The following is a 17,197-nucleotide window of genomic DNA, read 5'->3' as shown; positions in this document are numbered from 1 at the left end:
GAAAAACCGGCATGTTGTGCTACGAAGACGATGAATTCTCTCAGATGGTCTGTATATTGGTTGGGGTTTCCCCCAAGAACCCGGAGCCGAGTCCTAAACCGCTGGGCAATACGACGTCGAAAGTCGAGGGTATTCGTGGATCAAATCGTTCTCTTTCATGTTTCTGATATTCATATGTCCAATGTTCTGGACAATACTGATTTTTCAGGAAACGAAGGATACTGGGGACATCATCGTATACTAGCGACGGGACTGAAACTCGGATTCGAGCATGCCATTGTAAAAACTTCTCTAACCGATGATCAACCACTTTGGGTTGTCGTGAGTGGCGATCTAACGCAGCGAGGCAGCACCTCGGAATTTCACGTCGCTCATACGTTGCTCCAATCGAAATGGGTGTCTGATCCAGAAGGCCTACAAGTCGCTGGTCTCGAAATACCGTCAAAACATATATTTATGGTTCCCGGAAATCATGATCATTGGAACGGATGGAAACGAAGAAAGATCACGCCATGGAATATTCGTCCTCCCGCTCATAATTCAACGCTCGTCCCCGGTAATTTGCCTGAAACGCCTTGGCGCCAAGAGATCCGCCAGGGAGGCTTAATGTTGGAGATCTTCGGCATCGATTCCAACTCCGGACTCCAGGACAATGCGGGCAATCTACGCGCGGGCGGAAGTTATGCCCGAGGTGAGCTACGAGGATTAATCCGATGTCTGAATCGGAGCGACGCTGAAGGTTTGCCGGACGGCGTTCGGCGACGCATCCGCGTTCTGGTCAGCCACCATGGCCTGATCTCTAACCGTAACTTCCAATGGTATAGAGATGCCCTACCTCTGGACCCGACCTCACAAGGTCTTTTGCAAAGGCTCGCATTCCGTCGAGGGATTGACGTGGTCCTAACAGGCCACTACCACGACTTCTTCTTGTCGCCCTTTCGTTTAGCAAAGGGCCTAAAGTCGTCATCACTTATCGAAATACGAGCGCCGTCGGCAACTCAGGGAAAGCCGGAGAACCACAAACAGGGCTTCTTGGTGCACCAAATCCAGCTTACCGAGTCGCCGACGATGGTGGACTGGAAGGTTTGGTCGTATCTGTGGTACCAGGGGCGATTTATCGTGACCTCTGGTACCACAGCCCACTTCAGATTTTGATGAATGAATCCGCGAGCTTACGTGTTGCCACGCTGCGTTCCACTCTCATTAATCCGGCCTTGGCTTTTGCCTCACGCCGACGCATTAAGGCGGCTAACCTCCTGGCGTCTTCGTTCTTGGACTCCGCAACATGGCTTTCGACAACTTCGCTCAACTGGTCGAGTTGCGAAGGTTGCATGTTCACGTGAGCATCGTCGCAGAAGAGGGCTACTCTGAAAGCAGCCTCGAACCGGAATGCAAGGTCGGTATCGACATTCCAAAGCCACGAATCATCTCGTGATTCGTCAACATCTGCAACCTCTTCGATTTCCTGTGCCACCCGGCTATTTTGCTCGTTATGGAGTTGAGCCAAGGCCTTTTCAAATTGATCCGTGAGGAACACATCGACCTCCGGGGCCATCCATCGCAACCATGTGGTCTTTCCATCAGGGGTTGCTCCTGATTGATCTAGGCCCTCGAGCCTCATCTTAGAATTCGAACCTCCCCGCAAGGCACCTATAAATACGGTGCTTAGATAATCTGCGATGGTCGGGGTAAAGCCACCGGGTGACATGAAACACCTTTGAGCTACTCGACGAATTGAAAACGAGGTCGAAGGAATCTCGTCCTCCCAGTAGCCTGTCCCATCGGAGTCAGTCCAGTCAATTCGAAATTGCCCACCACCAGTTCGCATCAGGCTGCGAGGCATTTGCCCATGAATAGCTTGCGCGATGGCAGTTAATGCCCATTCAAGCATCTCAGCCGTCCGCTCTGGCGGCAGGTTCGTTGCTGTCACTCCGATGAGATGATTCCGCCTAAGCTTTTCGTGGAGCATTTCAACCGCCTGCCTAGGCCTATGATCCGAGGAAGCCTCTAGTAATTTTACTCTATTGAGCCGGTGCCAAGTAGCCTCCAAAAAGCTCCGTCGTGCAGGATCCACGAGAGCCCCATCCAGTTTTGCATGTTCTAGCATTTGACGCATGACTGCACCGAGATCTACCTCTAGTCGCTCGGAAGAATTCTCCGCAGTGTTGTGTGAGGTTTCGTCAGAAGTGAATTCTGTGACCTGTTGGACAAAAGCATCAAGACGAGCCAACAGCAACTGTCGGTTTTCAATGTGGAGCATCGTTCACTTCTCCTTCGCGCTCGATATGTCGATCTACATGACTTTGGTCATGTAACCCCGTTCCGCCATTGCCGTACGAATTTTTTCCTGAATTCGTATTCGTCGAACACGAATTGCACCTGCGGACATGGACAACTCTGGGGCCAGTTTTGCGGCCCATGATTCCTGCTCATCAGCAGAAGCAGAGCGTAGAATAATCGTCCGATCGGTTTCCGAGAGTGATTCCAAGACGGCGTGTAGAGCCTCTTCGATAGAATTGGGAGCTCTCGGTTCGACCGGAGCTTTCTGAATCGGCTGGTCGATGAACGTGAGACTGGATGCTCGATTGGATGCAGTTGCTCTCAAGAGATCTATCGCTACTCGTTGGGCGATCCCGAAAAACCAGTGACTCAATGGACCCTTACTAGGTTCGTACCGGTCCCAGTATTTCCAGAGTAGATAGAGAGATTGAGCGAGAATGTCCTCGTAATCCTGGACGTTAAAAGCCAATCCGAACTTGTGCCTGAGAGTCCGCAGAACCTTTGGTCCCTCATCACGCAAGATGCGTTCGATCGCTACCTGCTCGTCGTTCCCTATTCCAGCGGGTTCGCTTACCATTTTGCTCACCGCAAGCATGGCAACGAGAACCACAACCCATCACGCCACAATACGTTAAGTCGCGTTAAGACCCATCGTGGCCTCATTTTGGAACAGTGCCGAGGGAGCGTGCCAGCTAAACTCCCTGCTTCTTACAAGTTTATACGCTGAGGTGTTACAAGTAAGCCCCATCCCGCGGGCCGACTGCCGCTCCTGCCGCCCTTTATCTTCCGTCCTGGCGATGCTAAATGGCGAGGATGAAGGACTTCGGGCTGCCGCACCCGAACCTCTCGCGTAAGACTTCGTCGGTTGCTCCGCCCGGAACACCCATGAACAGGGATGGACTAACGGACTTTTGGAGTTCATGACCGCCTCAAGAGCGGTGCAGGAGCTACCGATCCTCGCGGAACAGGATGTCACAGAGCCGCGAACGTGACTCGCCCCCTGGCGTTTCATGCGGGCCTCGAGCGTCCTCCGCCGTCGGTCCGTCCGACGACCAGTTATCCCTCCGCTCCGTAAAACCTCTCGGCTTGAGTGTCCGGACCGGTCGTCACCCGGAGTCGCTCGAGGTCCCTGGCCCACAGCCACTCCACCATCGCCTCGTGAAGCCGTTTGCTGTGTCCCTCATGAGCGGGAAGGCCAAACAACACCCGGATGTTTACGACGTCGGCGAAGCCGACGACTCCTTCGTCGATCTCCGCGACCCAGCCTTGACCGCCGCACTGGATGGCCTTGAGATAGTCCGCCACAGTGAGCTTCAGCGAGACCCGGGCATTTCCGAGGCTCACCTAGCCCACGCAAGGAGATTTTGAGCGGCGGGGTAAACTCGCTTGCGAGCGGCGGGGGGCAACGATGGACCTCATAGTGTGGGCAGATCACGCTTTCAACCTTTATCCGAGGGAATGGGCGCTCGAGGCGTATGCTCGGCTATCCGAGGACACTGGGACTTCCCGGGGGTTCCGACGTCTGGCCGAATCCAAGGAAGGGTTTTGCTGGCTTGATATCGCCGTCGGGCACCGTCGCGAGGCCATGCTCAAGATTCGTTCTCTCGAGCAGTGGAATGAGTGTTTAAATGCCGCCAACCAGGCCATCGAGATGTCTCTTCTCCACATCGGCGACTTCCAGCAACTCGGCGAACACCTCGTCGTCCACTACAACAAGGCGTGCAGTTGGGGACTAAGTGCCCAATACGCCGTCGAGCAGGCCGTTACGTGGAATACGGAGTGGCTTGCGGGACGAGCCGAGCGGCTCAGCTCGAACTGTCCGCGAGGCTTCCGCTCAACTAAAGGCTATCTCTCTTCCGGGCACTGCCCTCGTGCCGATTACCGGACATAACGCCCTTTATGTCCGGTAAAAACCGTGCTAGAACATGCGTGCATTCAAAGCCAGGGAGGGACATGAAACTACAGCTGACCGACAAATGCGGCAGAGTGCTCGCCGAGTTCGAGGCACATGATGGACCGACCCTCAGGTGGGGCTTAAATCCGGCAATCGACGCCGTCGGGCAAGAGCCTGGCCCAAAGAGGCTCGAAGTCCAAATCTGGGACGAGCGACGCGGGCTGTGGACGGGTCCTCATCTGCCCACGAGCAATGACGAGCGGTGGGTCGAGCCCTTGAAGAGTGACGCTGCGGCAAAATGGCTGTGGGAGCGTCTTCAATTCAGCTTGAATCTGGACACCGCGGACCCCCGGGGATTCAAGGCGGCCTACGGCACGAACCCCACGAGTCACTGAGTGAATGCCGAGCGGATGCCATAGGAGGAGCATGAACTAGGAGGAGCATGAACGAGGAACGACGACGCGACCGAATGACCGAGCTGGCGAAGAGCTTCCCCTGCCTTCGGGACGCCACCGGCGTCTCCCCCTGGGAACCGACCGAGCTGGACCGCTGGGCCGTCAGCGGCGTCTCGCACGGCGAGCGGGCCGCCGCGAGCTTCGTCCTGGCGGTGTGGGACTCCTCGACCGAATGGGGATGCGGCCGCTTCGAGCTGATGGAGGCGTTGAACGTCTGGCCCGAGTCGCATCGGGAGCCGTTCCTGGCCTGGGCCAAGGAGCCGTGGTGGCCATGAGCATGGAACGAGTCTCCATCACCCGACTCAAGAACTCGCTCTCGGCCTACCTCGCCGAGGTGAAAGCCGGAACGACGCTCGTCGTCACCGACCGCGAAATCGGAGTGGCATCCATCACGCCGGTGTCCTGGGATTTGAAGGATGACCCGATGAAGGACCTCGTCTTGAGCGGCCAGGTGACCCCGCACACGGAAGAGCTGCCCGAGGACTTCCTCAAAGGACCGAGGGTCAAAGACCCCGCGGGCTCGCTCCGAGCTTTCCTCACGGAGGAGCGGGATTAACGATGAGTCGAACCATAGAACATCCCTTAGGAGGAGCGTGACGCAGAGAGTCGGAATGAGTCTCGAAGGCTTTCGCCGCCTCGACCCTGACGACGCGTGTCAGCTGATTGGTGCTTTCCGCAGGAAGGCCCGCGAGCAAGGTTGGCCCGAGGCCGATATCGACGGGGTTTGCGAGGCTCTCGACGCCCGCCATGCGTTCGACGAGCTGAGCAGGCACATCGAACCCACCGACCCCGAGGCCGTCTCCTGGGGGACGCAGTTTCGCCGGATGCGTGATTACGTCGAAGGATTCCGCGTGCTCATGGACGACCACCAGGCCGTCTTCCACCCGTTCCGCTTCTACGCCCGGGGCTTCAAGGTCGCGTTACGAGGAGGCAGCCGATGAGCGGCGAGATTCAGCGGCGGGATTCGCGATTCACCCTCCCTGCCCTCATCGTCAACGAGGGCGACCGGGCCGGGCGACGCTTCGTCGAGTTCTTCACCGCCCAGATTCGGAACGCCAACACGCGAGCGGCCTACGCCCAGGCCGTCGCTCAGTTCCTTCTGTGGTGCGAGGACCGCAAGCTCACGCTGCAAACCCTGGAGCCCATCGCCGTCGCCGCCTACGTCGAGGAGCTGGGCGTCACCAGGTCGAAGTCCACCGTCAAGCAGCACCTGGCCGCCATCAAGATGCTCCTCGACTGGATGGTGACCGGGCAAATCATCCCGGTGAACCCCGCAGCTTCCGTGCGAGGCCCGAAGCACGTCGTCTCGAAGGGGCTCACGCCGTACCTCTCGGCCGAGGACGCTCGAACGCTTCTCACCAGCATCGAGCCTTCAACGCTCTTGGGACTCAGGGACAGGGCCCTCATCGCCGTGATGACCTACTCGTTCGCACGAATCACGGCGGTGCTCTCGATGACTGTGGACGACTACTACGCGAACGGGAAGAAATGGCGGCTCAGGCTTCACGAGAAGGGCGGGAAACGTCTGGAGGTGCCGGTGCACCACAAGGCCGAGGAGTACCTCGACGCCTACATCCAATCCGCGAGAATCGAGGGCGACAAGCGAGGGCCGCTCTTCCGTGCGAGCAACCGCAGGAGCGGCGAGTTGAAAGCGACGCCGCTTCGGCGGGGCGACGCCTGGGCGATGGTGAAGCGGAGGGCGGCCGAGGCCGGGCTCACGCACAAGCTCTGCAACCACTCGTTCCGGGCGACGGGAATCACCGCGTTCATGGCGGCTGGAGGCAACATCGACAAGGCCCGGAAAATCGCTGGGCACGCCTCAACGAAGACGACCCAACTCTACGACCGGACCGATGACGAAATCACGCTCGATGAAATTGAGCGGATAGCGATTTGACAGCTGAGTCGGGGAAAAGACGAGGTCAAGAAGGACTCAAATCTCACGTCCGATAATGGCAACATCGTTCGCTCATGTATACATATTAATATAAATCATATTGTTTCGCCTTCCATTGGGTGGTTCCACTGAGACGGTCAAGGGCATCATCGAATGACCGGCCCTTAATGTTCTACTGGTAAAGATTGCATCGGTTGTACGGCTTGTTTGTAGAAGCGTTCACTAGAACAAACTTCGTATAAGCCACCACTAATAAATATTGTGACAAATTGCTATTTAGGCCAGACCTTTAATATGCGAACTTCGTCTCAATTCATTTAACAATTCTGTTGGCGTATAAATTTTATTGGTGACCAGGGCGTGGTTTTGAGGAGACGAGATGACCACGACCTCCTGGTTCGCCGGATTGAGGGGGTCGATGAACCAGAATGCGTGAACGTGATAGGCAGGGATAGTCAAAAGTCGTGTGGTCCAGTTGCCCGGGATGTTGGCATCAACCCAGATAATGCAATCGTTTACCTTGGTTGTAAGGTCTGAAGTAGAAACCTGTCTAATAGACCAACTTTGTGGGTCGGCCCCCAGAGGCATTGACCGTGCGTAAGCGAGTGGGCCTGCTGCCGATGCTAACTGATGGTGCCAATGTCCCGTATTCTTGGCCAGAAGCGAAAGGTTGTCGGTCGGCTCAAGAATGCTTGCTGCTTCTAGCATCCAGACTGGGAAGGTTTCTTTTAACGACGCTGGCCCACCGCCGAGGAGCCCAAGATTGGCTCCTAAGGCTTTGGGGATTTCACCTCCAAGCTTAGAGGCAATGGCGTTCAAGACATTAGGAGGGAGAGTCTCTGCGTCTGCCATGGGATTTACCTCTTGATACCAGTCCAGGACCAGTTCCACGTCCCCTGATTCGAAACAGTCAAAAAGTCACTATATCGCACGCGAGTTTTTGTTCTGTCCAACGAGTTTGTCACGAACACAAATTGTTCAGTGCCCTCTTGGTCCCAACCCGTGATGAGCATCGCGTGGCCACCGCCACCTGTCCAAGAAACTCCAACTTGAACGGGCCGGTCGGCATCGACCTCTAGCTTGACGGCGTTGAATGAGATGGAGCCGTTATAAAATTGAGCTGCAAACCCATATCGCTCATACTCTTGTCGGAATTGGATGACAGGAATAGGTTGATTGCAAAGCGAGCTAGACGGAGCAAGGCAGCAACCAGTCAATTCATACGCGGCATTCGCAAAATCGCATTGATTTTTGCTAAAGTCTGCGTTTGCTTCAAGTACCATGTCTAGACACGCCGCCCAGCACCATTCTGATTGCTCTTGTAGCTTAGGTTCAATACTCAAGTCTTTACCACCCAGTGTGGTAGACTCCAGAGTAATTGATATTCCTTCAACGATTTGCAAAGCCATCTGTTCCCTCGAACTACAGAAGGATGATTTCGCCTCAACTGGAGCAGTATGGGAAGTGAAAACCTGAGTTTCGCCTGCGGGTGCTTGAAATCGACTAGCTTCTTAGAACCCGCCGCAACCACCCGTTCTAATATCAATTCCGCCGAGGGCCGGACCACCAACTCCTTCACCGCTCCTAGCGATAGCTACAGTCTTGCGAAGAGGGGTGTCCCCTGGGGTTTCCCAGAAAAACTCAAAAGTAGGCCCTTTGACGAGCTTGACCCAGTCGGGGGTGCTCGCACCGAGGTTCCCGCCGACCGCCTGGGTGATGGCCCCGGCGACCGCGTCAGCCATCACCTGGGCCATCCCCTGCGTGACCAACCTCATGAACGTCTTCGCAGCGTCCTCGGGGCTCCCACCCAGGGCCGCACCGAGATTGTCCGCAAGCTTGATGCCGGGCACCGTGTTCTGTTCGACCATCAAGAATCCTTTCCGTCGATATGCGTGTCTCTTGGTGACTGAACGACCACCGGTTGGGAGCCGGTGGGTTTGGTAGTTGGCTAAGAGCCCGACCGAGTGAATATCGGAATTAGGACCGTCCGACGCCCGCTCTCGCCTTAAAGCTCGCTCGCACTACCCGGCTTCGAATCTCTACGGATTCGACGTACTGGGAGTAGTCGCCTGGACGGCAAGGGTTCCATCCCAAGAATGGACAGTGAGGCCTGCCGTCCGGCGAACTCTCGTTTCAGAACGAGCCATGAATACCGATGCTAAAACCAACACCGCCGAGGGCCGGCCCGCCACCCGTTGAGCCAGGCTCGGCGAAGGCCGCGACGGTGCTGATGGTGGTGTTGCCGGGAGTCTCCCAGTTCAGGTTGACGATGAGTCCTTTGACGAGCTTGACCCAGTCGGGGGTGCCCGCACCGAGGTTCCCGCCGACCGCCTGGGTGATGGCCCCGGCGACCGCGTCAGCCATCACCTGGGCCATCCCCTGCGTGGCCAACCTCATGAACGCCTTCGCAGCGTCCTCGGGGCTCCCACCCAGGGCCGCACCGAGATTGTCCGGAAGCTTGATGCCGGGCACCGTGTTCTGTTCGGGCATTAAAGATCCCCTTTTGTCGTCATGCGTGGCACTTGGTCAGTGAGGTCTGCCATCCGGCGAAACACGTCTTAAAACGTGCCATGAATAGCGATATCGAACCCGCCACCACCGAGGGCCGGCCCGCCACCCGTTGAACCAGGTTTGGCGAAGGCCGCGACGGTGCTGATGGTGGTGTTGCCGGGAGTCTCCCAGTTCAGGTTGACGATGAGTCCTTTGACGAGCTTGACCCAGTCGGGGGTGCCCGCACCGAGGTTCCCGCCGACCGCCTGGGTGATGGCCCCGGCGACCGCGTCAGCCATCACCTGGGCCATCCCCTGCGTGGCCAACCTCATGAACGTCTTCGCAGCGTCCTCGGGGCTCCCACCCAGGGCCGCACCGAGATTGTCCGGAAGCTTGATGCCGGGCACCGTGTTCGCGGAGCCACCACCAAGTCCCTCAGCTTTCTTCTGACCATCCTTTTTGTACTCTTGAGCTTCGGCATTGGAAACGCCAGCGAAGGTAAATCCTCCAGCTGCAGCCGTCCCGGCCGCTACCAGCTTCACAGCATCTCGTCTGGTGATATCTTCCATCTCCAGAACCTCCTTAGGAAATGTGAGTCAAAGCCACCTGAACTCGGCTAGGCTCCGATAATTTTTAATTCAACTAGAACCGAGAACGTAAATCAAAGAAAAACTTTTGACCTAAAGGAAAATCGTTTCTTTGTTCTAGGTGACCAACCATTAATAATTCCCACGATGTGTTGCTGGACCGGAACAGCTCCGTTAGACCGACAAGTCTAACCCGGGGCCCACACTAGGGATGATGTTGCCTGAACCTACTCAAAATCGACCCCCAAGGAACGTTTTTGTTGGAGAAAGCCTCCCTTTATACTGTCAGACTTAGTTGCACGCGACCATGATTACGTGCTATGGGGACATAATGTACCTTATGACCCCGAAGGTCGGCCTCGGGAGGCAGGGCCAGCGCGCACTTATAGGTAGATTCGGCGGAGTCTGGCGGCTTGCGCCGGATCGAGTCATCGGTTAGACCATCTCCAGGCGGCGTCACGGCGCGGGGGACGGGGGTCGGTCGATGGCGGATGCGAGCCGGTTCGGTATGGACGAGGTGGCGGCGTTCTTCCAGGACCTGGATGACCCGCGGTCGGAGATCAATCGCAAGCATCCGCTGGCCTCGGTGGTGGTGATCGCCCTGGTCGCGGTCCTGGCGGGGGCCTCCGGGCCGACGGCGATCGCGCGGTGGGCGGCGTTCAAGCGGGGTCTGCTCGAGTCGATCCTGCCGCTGCCGAACGGGGTGCCGTGCAAGGACGTCTTCCGGCGCGTGTTGATGGCCCTGCGGCCCGAGGCGTTCCAGCCGTGCTTCGCCGCCTGGCTGCGGTCGCTGCGCGACGAGGCCGCGGCCGAGACGGGCGTCGAGCGGCCCACGCTGGCGATCGACGGCAAGACCCTGCGTCGCAGCCACGACCGCAAGAACGGCCTGGGGGCGTTGCACTCGGTGACCGCCTGGGCGAGCGAGTACGGCCTGTCGCTGGGCCAGGTCGCTTGCGATGAGAAGTCGAACGAGATCGCTGCGATCCCCGAGTTGCTGAAGCTGATCGACGTCTCCGGCGGCGTCGTGACGATCGACGCGATGGGCTGCCAGAGGGAGGTCGCCGGGGCGGTCGTCGCCGCCGGCGGCGACTACGTGCTGGCGCTGAAGGGGAACCAGGGGACGCTGCATCGGGCGGCCGTCGCCCACGTCCTGGGGCGTTGGGACGAAGGGTTCGCGGGGGAGCCGGTCGGCCGCCTCCAGGTCGATGAGGCGGCCCACGGCCGTCGCGAGTCGCGGACGTACATCCAGCTCGAGGCCCCGAAGGACCTCCCCGGCTTCGAGGCGTGGCGGGGGCTGAGGTCGATCGGCGTGGCGATCTCCGAGGTCGTCCGCGAGGGAAAGACGGCGGAGGACGTCCGCTACTACATCAGCAGCCTGCCGGTCGAGCCCGACGCTAAGGCGTTCGCCCACGCGGTCCGCTCGCGCTGGGGGATCGAGAACGGCTGCCACTGGACCCTCGACGTGACCTTCCGCGAGGACGAGTCGCGAATCCGAGAGGAGCACCTGCGCCAGAACATGGCCTGGCTGAATCGCTTCTGCCTGTCCCTGCTCAAGCGGCACCCCGGGCGGGACAGCGTCGCCATGAAGCGACGCGGATGCGGATGGAGCGACGACTACTTGATGGAAGTCGTTAGAGGATCGACATGTTAGTGAGCGCTGGCCCTGCCTCGGGAGGCCTTTGGAGGCTTGATTCGGGCCCCGAAACGTGAGAACCTTTGGGGACATAAGATTTTAGACGACGAGGAGACGACCGATGACCATCAGCTTTGAAATCCCCCAGGACATCGAGCGGGAGCTCCGCTCCGGGGCGGGAGACCTCAACCGCGACGCGAAGGAGGTCTACTTGATGGAGCAGTTCCGCCGGGCCAAGCTCTCGCATCGCCAGCTCCAGGACGCCCTCGGGTTGAGCTTCCAGGAGACCGAGGAAATCCTCAAACGACGGGGGTTGGGCCAGGACGTCGACCTGGCCGGGAGTTCGACGGGGCGAGACCGGCTGAGGAAGGCCCGGCCCCAATGATGGTCGTCTGCGACATGGGGCCCCTCCACTACCTCGTCCTCATCGGCTGCGACCATGTGCTCCCGGCCCTGTTCGACCGCGTGCTCACCGCGAGAGTCGTCGTCGACAAGGAGATGAACGACCAGGAGACTCCCGAAGCCGTTCGACGCTGGGCCGCCGCCCCCCCTCCTTGGCTCGAAGTCCGCGACCCGAAACACCTGATGGACATCCCGTCGCTCGGGAGGGCGGGAGAGCGAGGAGACGGAGACAGGGCCGTCATATCGCTGGCCGTCGAGGAGCATGCGGATTTCGTGCTCATGGACGACGTCAAGGCGAGAAAGCAACTCGTTCTGAAGAGCAGGGCCCACGCACGGGAGATTGACCCGCTCTGGACTCTGGAGGTCCTCGACGAGGCGGCGGACCGAGGTCTCATCCAAGACCTTGCCGAACGGCTTGCGGCCTTGGAGCGTCAGACCCCTTTCTATGTCGGGGAAAAGGCGAGGAAGGTCATCGAGGAGATGCTCCGGAAAGACCTCGCTCGAAAGCGGAAACACGAGCAGGACCGCTCGACCGGGACGCCGGAGATTCCTTCCCCGTCGCCGCCCGAGCAGAAGATTCGGCGTGGATTCGGGAGGGAGAGGTGATGGAATTCGAGTTGGCCCTCTCCGAACGACCCTCGCAGGTTGCGACGGCCGAGGCCGGTCGGAGCCTGGTGAAATGGCTCGTCGCCTACTGCCACGCCGAGGTGGCCGGAGCCCCGAAGACGACGCTCCAGGCGAAGAAGCGGGACTTCGAACTCTTCCTCGGCTACTTCACGAGGACGATGGGCTCCGATTCCATCGACGACTGGACCCGGAGCGTCTCCCTCGGATTCGTCCGGTGGCTTGAGAACGACGCGAACGACGGCCGCGGCTACGCCCCCACCTCGGTCAATCGGACGACGGCCACGCTCAGGCGTGCCGTCCGATGGATGGAAGCGAAGCGGCCGTTCCTCGCGGGGAATCCCTTCGAGAGAGTCACGGATTTGGTCACCACCGTCCCCCCGGCCAAGGGGCTCTCGAAGCTCCAGAGGAGTCGAGTCCTCGCAGCGGCCGACAAGCTCTGTGCCCTCCAAACGCAGGCCAATCAGCAGCCGAGACGGAAGCGGGCCTTGCTCGTCGTCCTCCTCGAGACCGGGATGCGAATCTCGGAGACGCTCGGCGTCGAGATGGAGCAGTTCGACGGGAAGAACTTCCGCAACGTGAAGCGGAAGGGGAAACGTCGAGACGACGTCTACCTCTCCCCCGAGGCGAGAGAAGCCCTGGCCGACTACTTCGAGCACGAGCGAGGCAGAGGGAAAGGCACCGTCTTCCAGAGCCGAGAAGGGACGCCGATGCTCAGGAAGGACGCCGACCGCTTCCTGAAGCAGATTCAGGGGATGGCGAACGCGAACGTGCCCGAGGACGAGAAGGTCAACCTACACGCCCATCTCATGCGGCACACCGCTCTCAAGCAGGCCGAGCAGAAGTTCGGCCGGGCGTTCGCCCAGCGGAAGAGCGGGAACGTCGGGATGCAGCACATCGAGCGGTACGTCCAGCCCGCCGATTCGGACTACGAAGAGGCGATGGACAAGCTCTATTCGTAGAGCACCAAGACCTAACCAGGCTCGAGACTCGTGGAAATACGGCGGGCTCCCGGTCCGAAATTCCTCAACAGAAGCCACTATGGCATCGTAAGATAGGTTGTCTGGTGATTTTAGGGAACCTGCCGGGCGTTCAGGATGGTCCGAGTGGTAGAATTGAGGGCTAGTCTCGCCCCTCACTCAGAGGCGGGTTGTCTGACAACGGCATCAAAGCCATTGTCTGAAAGGGTTTGTGTCGCGTTTTCGTGATTGAATGCAACATCAACCCCGGATAATAGGAGCTAAGAGGACTACCAGATGACGACCGCCGCAGCTTTCGAGGATTTGCACTTCGAGGCACCACCCATCAACGAGGTGGTATGCGGCCTCTCGTTTGACCCGGTCAAAGAACTCTTGGCTCCGTATCTTGGGCTCTTGTGGGAGAGATACAAACCAGCCTTCTCGACCTGCCAGGAGCTGCCACCGCTTCCGACCGTGTTTGAGACAGCCACCGGAACGGGTGGCGAGCCGGAGTTTCAGATTCTCGACCTACCACCCCTGCCCCGAATTTGGTTCGAGGAGACAGAAGGCAACGGGCTCATTCAAGTCCAGAGAGAACGCTTCCACTACAACTGGCGTCGAAAGTCCGACGACGACGAATACCCGCATTTTGAGAGCGTTTTTGCCCTCTTCAAAGAGAAGCTAGATGCGTTTCGCGACTTTCTCAGAGAGTTACGGCCGGAGGAACTGACTCCGAAGCAGCTTGAACTTACATATGTAAACCACATCGATTTTTCATTAGGTCTGGATTCGGTCATCGATATGGGCAAGGTCTTCTCGGACTTCTCTTGGAAAAGACACGAGGGCAGGCTAGAGCCGGAATCCGCAAACTGGCGGTTGGCATTCCGCTTCCCGAATGGGCAGGGCAGGCTTCATGTGAACGTCAGGAGTGCCATGAGGATTTCTGACAGCAAACCGATTATCCTGTTCGACCTGACGGCGAGAGGTATCGGCGACGACCGAACCCAGAAAGGCATCGACACTTGGTTTCGCGACGCCCACGACTCGATTGTCAGGGCCTTTGTCGAACTCACGACTCGGGACATGCAAGAAGCGGTGTGGAGGCAGAAGAAATGAGCACGATGCACGCGACCCACCGCCCCCGAATGACGCCCTACGCGACTGCTACGAACGTCCACGTTGATGAGGATTTGGCAGCTTGGGCAGAGACTGGATTCACGACGTCTGCCGCTTACCGACCTCGGAAGCCGGTCCCACGACCTCGGTCGGAGAGGATTACCAGCGGCCCAATCACCAGGAGCGTTCTCCTGTCTGCGGGCTTAGTCATGCTCCAACCGTCCGATGAGGCCCTCGCCTCTGCCGAGTCAATCACGAGTGCCTTGCCCCGACCTTTGCCGAAGCCTTCCGAGGCGGTTCGGGAGACCATCACCGATGCGGAAGAGCGGCCGTGGCGTGGTGTCTACGCTATCGAGCATGGTGACAAGGTTCTTTTCACGAAGCGAATCGACATCACGGCCAGTACGCTTCGGGAGTGGGAGCCCGACCCAATCATCGAGCGACGATTCGACGAAGACGATGACTGATACGTGGTATTCAATCCGAGAACCGCAAGCGAAGCTGACGCAGGGTGACATCATCACCGAGTGCCCGCTTCTGACTTGGGAAACTCCGAAGGCCGACGCAGGCGAAGCTTTGGGACCGACTCCCGTGGATTCGGTCGACCGGTTGTCGAGAATGGCGGAGGCCAGGAAGGCCGACGTCGTCGTGATGACTCAGGCGTGCGACCTAGCACAAAGCAAGGTCTCGAACGTCGTCCTTTGTCCGTGCCTACCGCTCTCGAAATTCAAAGTTCGCTGGGAAGACAGCGAGAAATCACGGAATCAGGTTCCTTCGCCGAAGGCTTGGAAGCGGCTGTGCGACGACATTAAAGATGGCTACATGTGGAACCTATTTATGATGGATTCTCTCCCCGAGAGCGAGATAACCACCGAGCATCGAATCGTCGATTTTCACGCCATTTTTACGGTTCCGAGGACGTTCATCGAAACCCTTCTCGTTGAGCGAGGTGCGAAGAGGCTTTCGCTCCTCCCACCGTACCGCGAGCACCTTTCACAATCGTTTGCTCGTTACTTCATGCGTGTGGGCTTGCCTCAGAACATCAAACCGGTTTGGTAGGCTTGCCGCTTAGCATGCCTGCCCGCAATTCCCACGCTGGCCGCACACGCGGCACTTCGCCGGAGGCTGCCTCCTAGCCTTCCATGAAGTCGAGCATGTCGCCCTCTGGCGTCGATGCACGCGGGCTCGACCTCCGCCCGCGGGCTCGCTTCGTTTCGCCCTTCGCCAAGGATTTGAGCCGAGCAAGGAGTTCACTCGCGTGTTCGTAGCCCCGGCCTTCCCTCCGAGCGAGTTCGGCCTCCGTGGGAACCAGCTCCCCGCGGAATGCCTTGGCGAGGACAGACTGAGTGAGCGTCTCGACACGTTGCAGAGCCGATTTCGCCCGTTGCTCGATGGAGTCGGCTAGGGTGAGGAACGCCGATACACGGCTTACGATTTCGCGTTGTTCTTCAACGGGTGGGAGTGCGAGGGGCTGAGCCTTGACGTCAGACCCTGATACCCCATTCTGCCCCGCCGATGACTTCGATTTTGCAATCATCCGGTCGCGTGCGGCCGGACTACTAAAGTATTGCTCGCAGTAATCGGGAAGAACCACCGACGAAGGGAACCGAACCCTCATCAGCTTGTCAGGGTAGACCAATGCACGTCCACCAATGCCACGCACTATCCCACAGACGCCAAGAAGGTCGATACTGCCATTATATCGCGTGAACAGAAGGTCCCCGTCCCGAAGAGCGAATTCGGTCCGTTGTGCCTCGGAACACTCAAGATATCGAAGGTCGCTGAAAAACACCTCGCAAGGTCGAACCGCGTTAATGCGAAGAATCGGCGTTCCGGGTGGCGTCTGGTTCGGCTTCGTCGAAAGGCCGTTTTTCAACTCGGCAAGGACATCTCCGAACCGCACCCATCGCCAACCCTCGGGAATCTCCTCATCAGGTCCACCACCGGAAAGTGGCTCGACCCCGAGTGAGCGAAGAACGGCATCGACATTCTCCGCACTCGGATTCTTCGCTCGCCAGTCGGCTGTTAATCGTCCCGTGCAGGCCGCAGCGAGCACCGCTTGCCGAAATCGCTTCATCGTTCTTGGCACCCGCTCGAGCTTGTTGCGGGCCGAATCGGCCTTTTCAAGAATCCTCTCAAGCATAGCCAGGATGCGATGCTGTTCCTCTAACGGAGGAACCATAACTTGGATGCGGTTAAGAGCTGCTTGAGTGAGCTTTGGTTGAGCAGTACCAGTGACGAAATTTTGAAGGTCGAGATGATTCAAAAATTGTTCTAGGTAACTAAGAAGTAGGTCGCCTCGAGTCTGGAGGACATGAGCGTGATTGTTGACCCAAAACTCTCCTTGGGCCTGAAATGCGATTGGAGTGCTCCTAGAGAGCAGATTGGCCCCATCTTCCGCGACAAGTAGAAAGTCCCCGTTGAAAAGGGGTTTGTCTATATAGTCGATAATTCCCGACGCACCATAGTATGGATATGCACCCTGACGGAGTTTTCTATCAGCCGCTCTAAGTGGGACCCTTCGCCCGTCGAAATTGGTGGTGATGGCCTGCAGACTCGCGGACGCCCATCCTTCCGGCAGCTCTTCGTAGTTGGGCGAAATCACGCTTTCGCCTCCTGTTCTAGCAATTTGAGAACTTGCTCAAGGTCGATAAGAGCCGCCTGCATTTCCGCCATCGCGTCAGTGGTAAGTTCCTCCGGCTCCGGAAGCTCATCTAAATCGTCCGACGACTCCTCCTTGAGCCACTTGAACCCGTCGAGCTTGAAGTCTCGCTCACGAACTTCCTGAATCGAAAAGCTTCGCCAACGGTCCTCCTTTGAATCGGATGGTTTCCGGTTAGCCCGGCCATTCGGGTCCTTG

General features: G+C 58.3%; 23 protein-coding genes and 1 pseudogene. 14 read left to right on the top strand and 10 right to left on the bottom strand.

What is annotated here, in order from left to right; genetic code table 11:
- The first annotated feature begins 135 nt into the window (after nt 1-135).
- On the top strand, nt 136-1,155 hold the full coding sequence (locus tag PZE19_RS32235; protein ID WP_277864777.1) for a metallophosphoesterase family protein: 1,020 nt from the start codon (nt 136-138) through the stop codon (nt 1,153-1,155).
- Here PZE19_RS32235 and PZE19_RS32230 read toward each other — a convergent pair.
- The 3 genes from PZE19_RS32230 to PZE19_RS32225 form a co-directional block, all read right to left on the bottom strand.
- Complete coding sequence (locus tag PZE19_RS32230; protein ID WP_277864776.1) at nt 1,145-2,260, bottom strand: hypothetical protein; 1,116 nt, start codon at nt 2,258-2,260, stop codon at nt 1,145-1,147. The genes PZE19_RS32235 and PZE19_RS32230 overlap by 11 nt on opposite strands.
- Before the next feature lie 33 nt (nt 2,261-2,293).
- Entirely contained in the window at nt 2,294-2,857 is a 564-nt protein-coding gene (locus PZE19_RS33335; protein ID WP_368411436.1) for an RNA polymerase sigma factor, read from the bottom strand.
- Between the two features lie 479 nt (nt 2,858-3,336).
- Nucleotides 3,337-3,624, bottom strand: a complete 288-nt coding sequence (locus PZE19_RS32225; protein ID WP_277864775.1) for a GNAT family N-acetyltransferase — start codon at nt 3,622-3,624, stop codon at nt 3,337-3,339.
- Between the two features lie 64 nt (nt 3,625-3,688).
- Here PZE19_RS32225 and PZE19_RS32220 point away from each other — a divergent pair, with 64 nt between their 5' ends.
- The 6 genes from PZE19_RS32220 (at nt 3,689) to PZE19_RS32195 (ending at nt 6,526) form a co-directional block, all read left to right on the top strand.
- Nucleotides 3,689-4,171 (top strand): hypothetical protein, encoded by a 483-nt coding sequence (locus PZE19_RS32220; protein WP_277864774.1) that lies wholly within the window; start codon nt 3,689-3,691, stop codon nt 4,169-4,171.
- 62 nt (nt 4,172-4,233) lie between these two features.
- Nucleotides 4,234-4,569, top strand: a complete 336-nt coding sequence (locus tag PZE19_RS32215; protein ID WP_277864773.1) for a hypothetical protein — start codon at nt 4,234-4,236, stop codon at nt 4,567-4,569.
- Between the two features lie 47 nt (nt 4,570-4,616).
- Nucleotides 4,617-4,904, top strand: a complete 288-nt coding sequence (locus PZE19_RS32210; protein WP_277864772.1) for a hypothetical protein — start codon at nt 4,617-4,619, stop codon at nt 4,902-4,904.
- Nucleotides 4,895-5,185 (top strand): type II toxin-antitoxin system Phd/YefM family antitoxin, encoded by a 291-nt coding sequence (locus tag PZE19_RS32205; protein WP_277864771.1) that lies wholly within the window; start codon nt 4,895-4,897, stop codon nt 5,183-5,185. Before PZE19_RS32210 ends, PZE19_RS32205 begins: the two co-directional genes overlap by 10 nt.
- Nucleotides 5,186-5,240: 55 nt before the next feature.
- Nucleotides 5,241-5,570 carry a hypothetical protein gene (locus tag PZE19_RS32200; RefSeq protein ID WP_277864770.1) on the top strand — a complete coding sequence of 110 codons (330 nt, stop codon included), beginning with the start codon at nt 5,241-5,243 and terminating at the stop codon, nt 5,568-5,570.
- Nucleotides 5,567-6,526 carry a tyrosine-type recombinase/integrase gene (locus PZE19_RS32195; protein WP_277864769.1) on the top strand — a complete coding sequence of 320 codons (960 nt, stop codon included), beginning with the start codon at nt 5,567-5,569 and terminating at the stop codon, nt 6,524-6,526. The genes PZE19_RS32200 and PZE19_RS32195 overlap by 4 nt, the downstream gene beginning before the upstream one ends.
- Before the next feature lie 276 nt (nt 6,527-6,802).
- Here the strand turns inward: PZE19_RS32195 and PZE19_RS32190 are convergent, their stop codons facing one another.
- The 5 genes from PZE19_RS32190 to PZE19_RS32170 form a co-directional block, all read right to left on the bottom strand.
- On the bottom strand, nt 6,803-7,417 hold the full coding sequence (locus PZE19_RS32190) for a hypothetical protein (protein ID WP_277864768.1): 615 nt from the start codon (nt 7,415-7,417) through the stop codon (nt 6,803-6,805).
- On the bottom strand, nt 7,384-7,935 hold the full coding sequence (locus PZE19_RS32185; protein WP_277864767.1) for a C39 family peptidase: 552 nt from the start codon (nt 7,933-7,935) through the stop codon (nt 7,384-7,386). Before PZE19_RS32185 ends, PZE19_RS32190 begins: the two co-directional genes overlap by 34 nt.
- A gap of 102 nt (nt 7,936-8,037) precedes the next feature.
- Nucleotides 8,038-8,394: a hypothetical protein gene (locus PZE19_RS32180; protein ID WP_277864766.1), complete on the bottom strand. Its 357-nt coding sequence runs from the start codon at nt 8,392-8,394 to the stop codon at nt 8,038-8,040.
- Between the two features lie 265 nt (nt 8,395-8,659).
- Nucleotides 8,660-9,016 (bottom strand): hypothetical protein, encoded by a 357-nt coding sequence (locus PZE19_RS32175; protein ID WP_277864765.1) that lies wholly within the window; start codon nt 9,014-9,016, stop codon nt 8,660-8,662.
- 68 nt (nt 9,017-9,084) lie between these two features.
- Entirely contained in the window at nt 9,085-9,585 is a 501-nt protein-coding gene (locus PZE19_RS32170) for a twin-arginine translocation signal domain-containing protein (RefSeq protein ID WP_277864764.1), read from the bottom strand.
- Nucleotides 9,586-10,087: 502 nt separating this feature from the next.
- On the opposite strand from PZE19_RS32170, the gene PZE19_RS32165 reads away from it, so the two are divergent.
- The 7 genes from PZE19_RS32165 to PZE19_RS32135 all read left to right on the top strand — a co-directional run bounded on the left by PZE19_RS32165 (nt 10,088) and on the right by PZE19_RS32135 (nt 15,396).
- On the top strand, nt 10,088-11,254 hold the full coding sequence (locus PZE19_RS32165) for an ISAs1 family transposase (protein ID WP_277862715.1): 1,167 nt from the start codon (nt 10,088-10,090) through the stop codon (nt 11,252-11,254).
- 103 nt (nt 11,255-11,357) lie between these two features.
- The gene (locus PZE19_RS32160) at nt 11,358-11,621 is read left to right on the top strand and encodes a UPF0175 family protein (RefSeq protein ID WP_277864763.1); all 264 of its coding nucleotides are present in this window, start codon (nt 11,358-11,360) and stop codon (nt 11,619-11,621) included.
- Nucleotides 11,618-12,244 (top strand): PIN domain-containing protein, encoded by a 627-nt coding sequence (locus tag PZE19_RS32155; protein WP_277864762.1) that lies wholly within the window; start codon nt 11,618-11,620, stop codon nt 12,242-12,244. Before PZE19_RS32160 ends, PZE19_RS32155 begins: the two co-directional genes overlap by 4 nt.
- Nucleotides 12,244-13,224 carry a tyrosine-type recombinase/integrase gene (locus PZE19_RS32150; RefSeq protein ID WP_277864761.1) on the top strand — a complete coding sequence of 327 codons (981 nt, stop codon included), beginning with the start codon at nt 12,244-12,246 and terminating at the stop codon, nt 13,222-13,224. The genes PZE19_RS32155 and PZE19_RS32150 overlap by 1 nt, the downstream gene beginning before the upstream one ends.
- 294 nt (nt 13,225-13,518) lie before the next feature.
- Complete coding sequence (locus PZE19_RS32145; protein WP_277864760.1) at nt 13,519-14,337, top strand: TIGR04255 family protein; 819 nt, start codon at nt 13,519-13,521, stop codon at nt 14,335-14,337.
- Between the two features lie 209 nt (nt 14,338-14,546).
- Nucleotides 14,547-14,804 (top strand): hypothetical protein, encoded by a 258-nt coding sequence (locus PZE19_RS32140; RefSeq protein ID WP_277864759.1) that lies wholly within the window; start codon nt 14,547-14,549, stop codon nt 14,802-14,804.
- Nucleotides 14,797-15,396 (top strand): hypothetical protein, encoded by a 600-nt coding sequence (locus PZE19_RS32135; RefSeq protein WP_277864758.1) that lies wholly within the window; start codon nt 14,797-14,799, stop codon nt 15,394-15,396. The genes PZE19_RS32140 and PZE19_RS32135 overlap by 8 nt, the downstream gene beginning before the upstream one ends.
- 73 nt (nt 15,397-15,469) lie before the next feature.
- Here PZE19_RS32135 and PZE19_RS32130 read toward each other — a convergent pair whose 3' ends face one another.
- A complete protein-coding gene (locus PZE19_RS32130; protein ID WP_277864757.1) occupies nt 15,470-16,942 on the bottom strand; it encodes a restriction endonuclease subunit S in 1,473 nt (490 codons plus the stop codon).
- Nucleotides 16,939-17,197 (bottom strand): annotated as a pseudogene (locus PZE19_RS32125) (SAM-dependent DNA methyltransferase); the annotation flags it as partial. The gene PZE19_RS32130 and the pseudogene PZE19_RS32125, both read right to left, overlap by 4 nt.

The sequence above is a fragment of the Paludisphaera mucosa genome (genome assembly GCF_029589435.1).
GTDB classification, from domain to species: domain Bacteria; phylum Planctomycetota; class Planctomycetia; order Isosphaerales; family Isosphaeraceae; genus Paludisphaera; species Paludisphaera mucosa.
The sequence above is the reverse complement of the archived record's forward strand: the minus strand, read 5'-3'. Positions and strand labels throughout refer to the sequence as shown.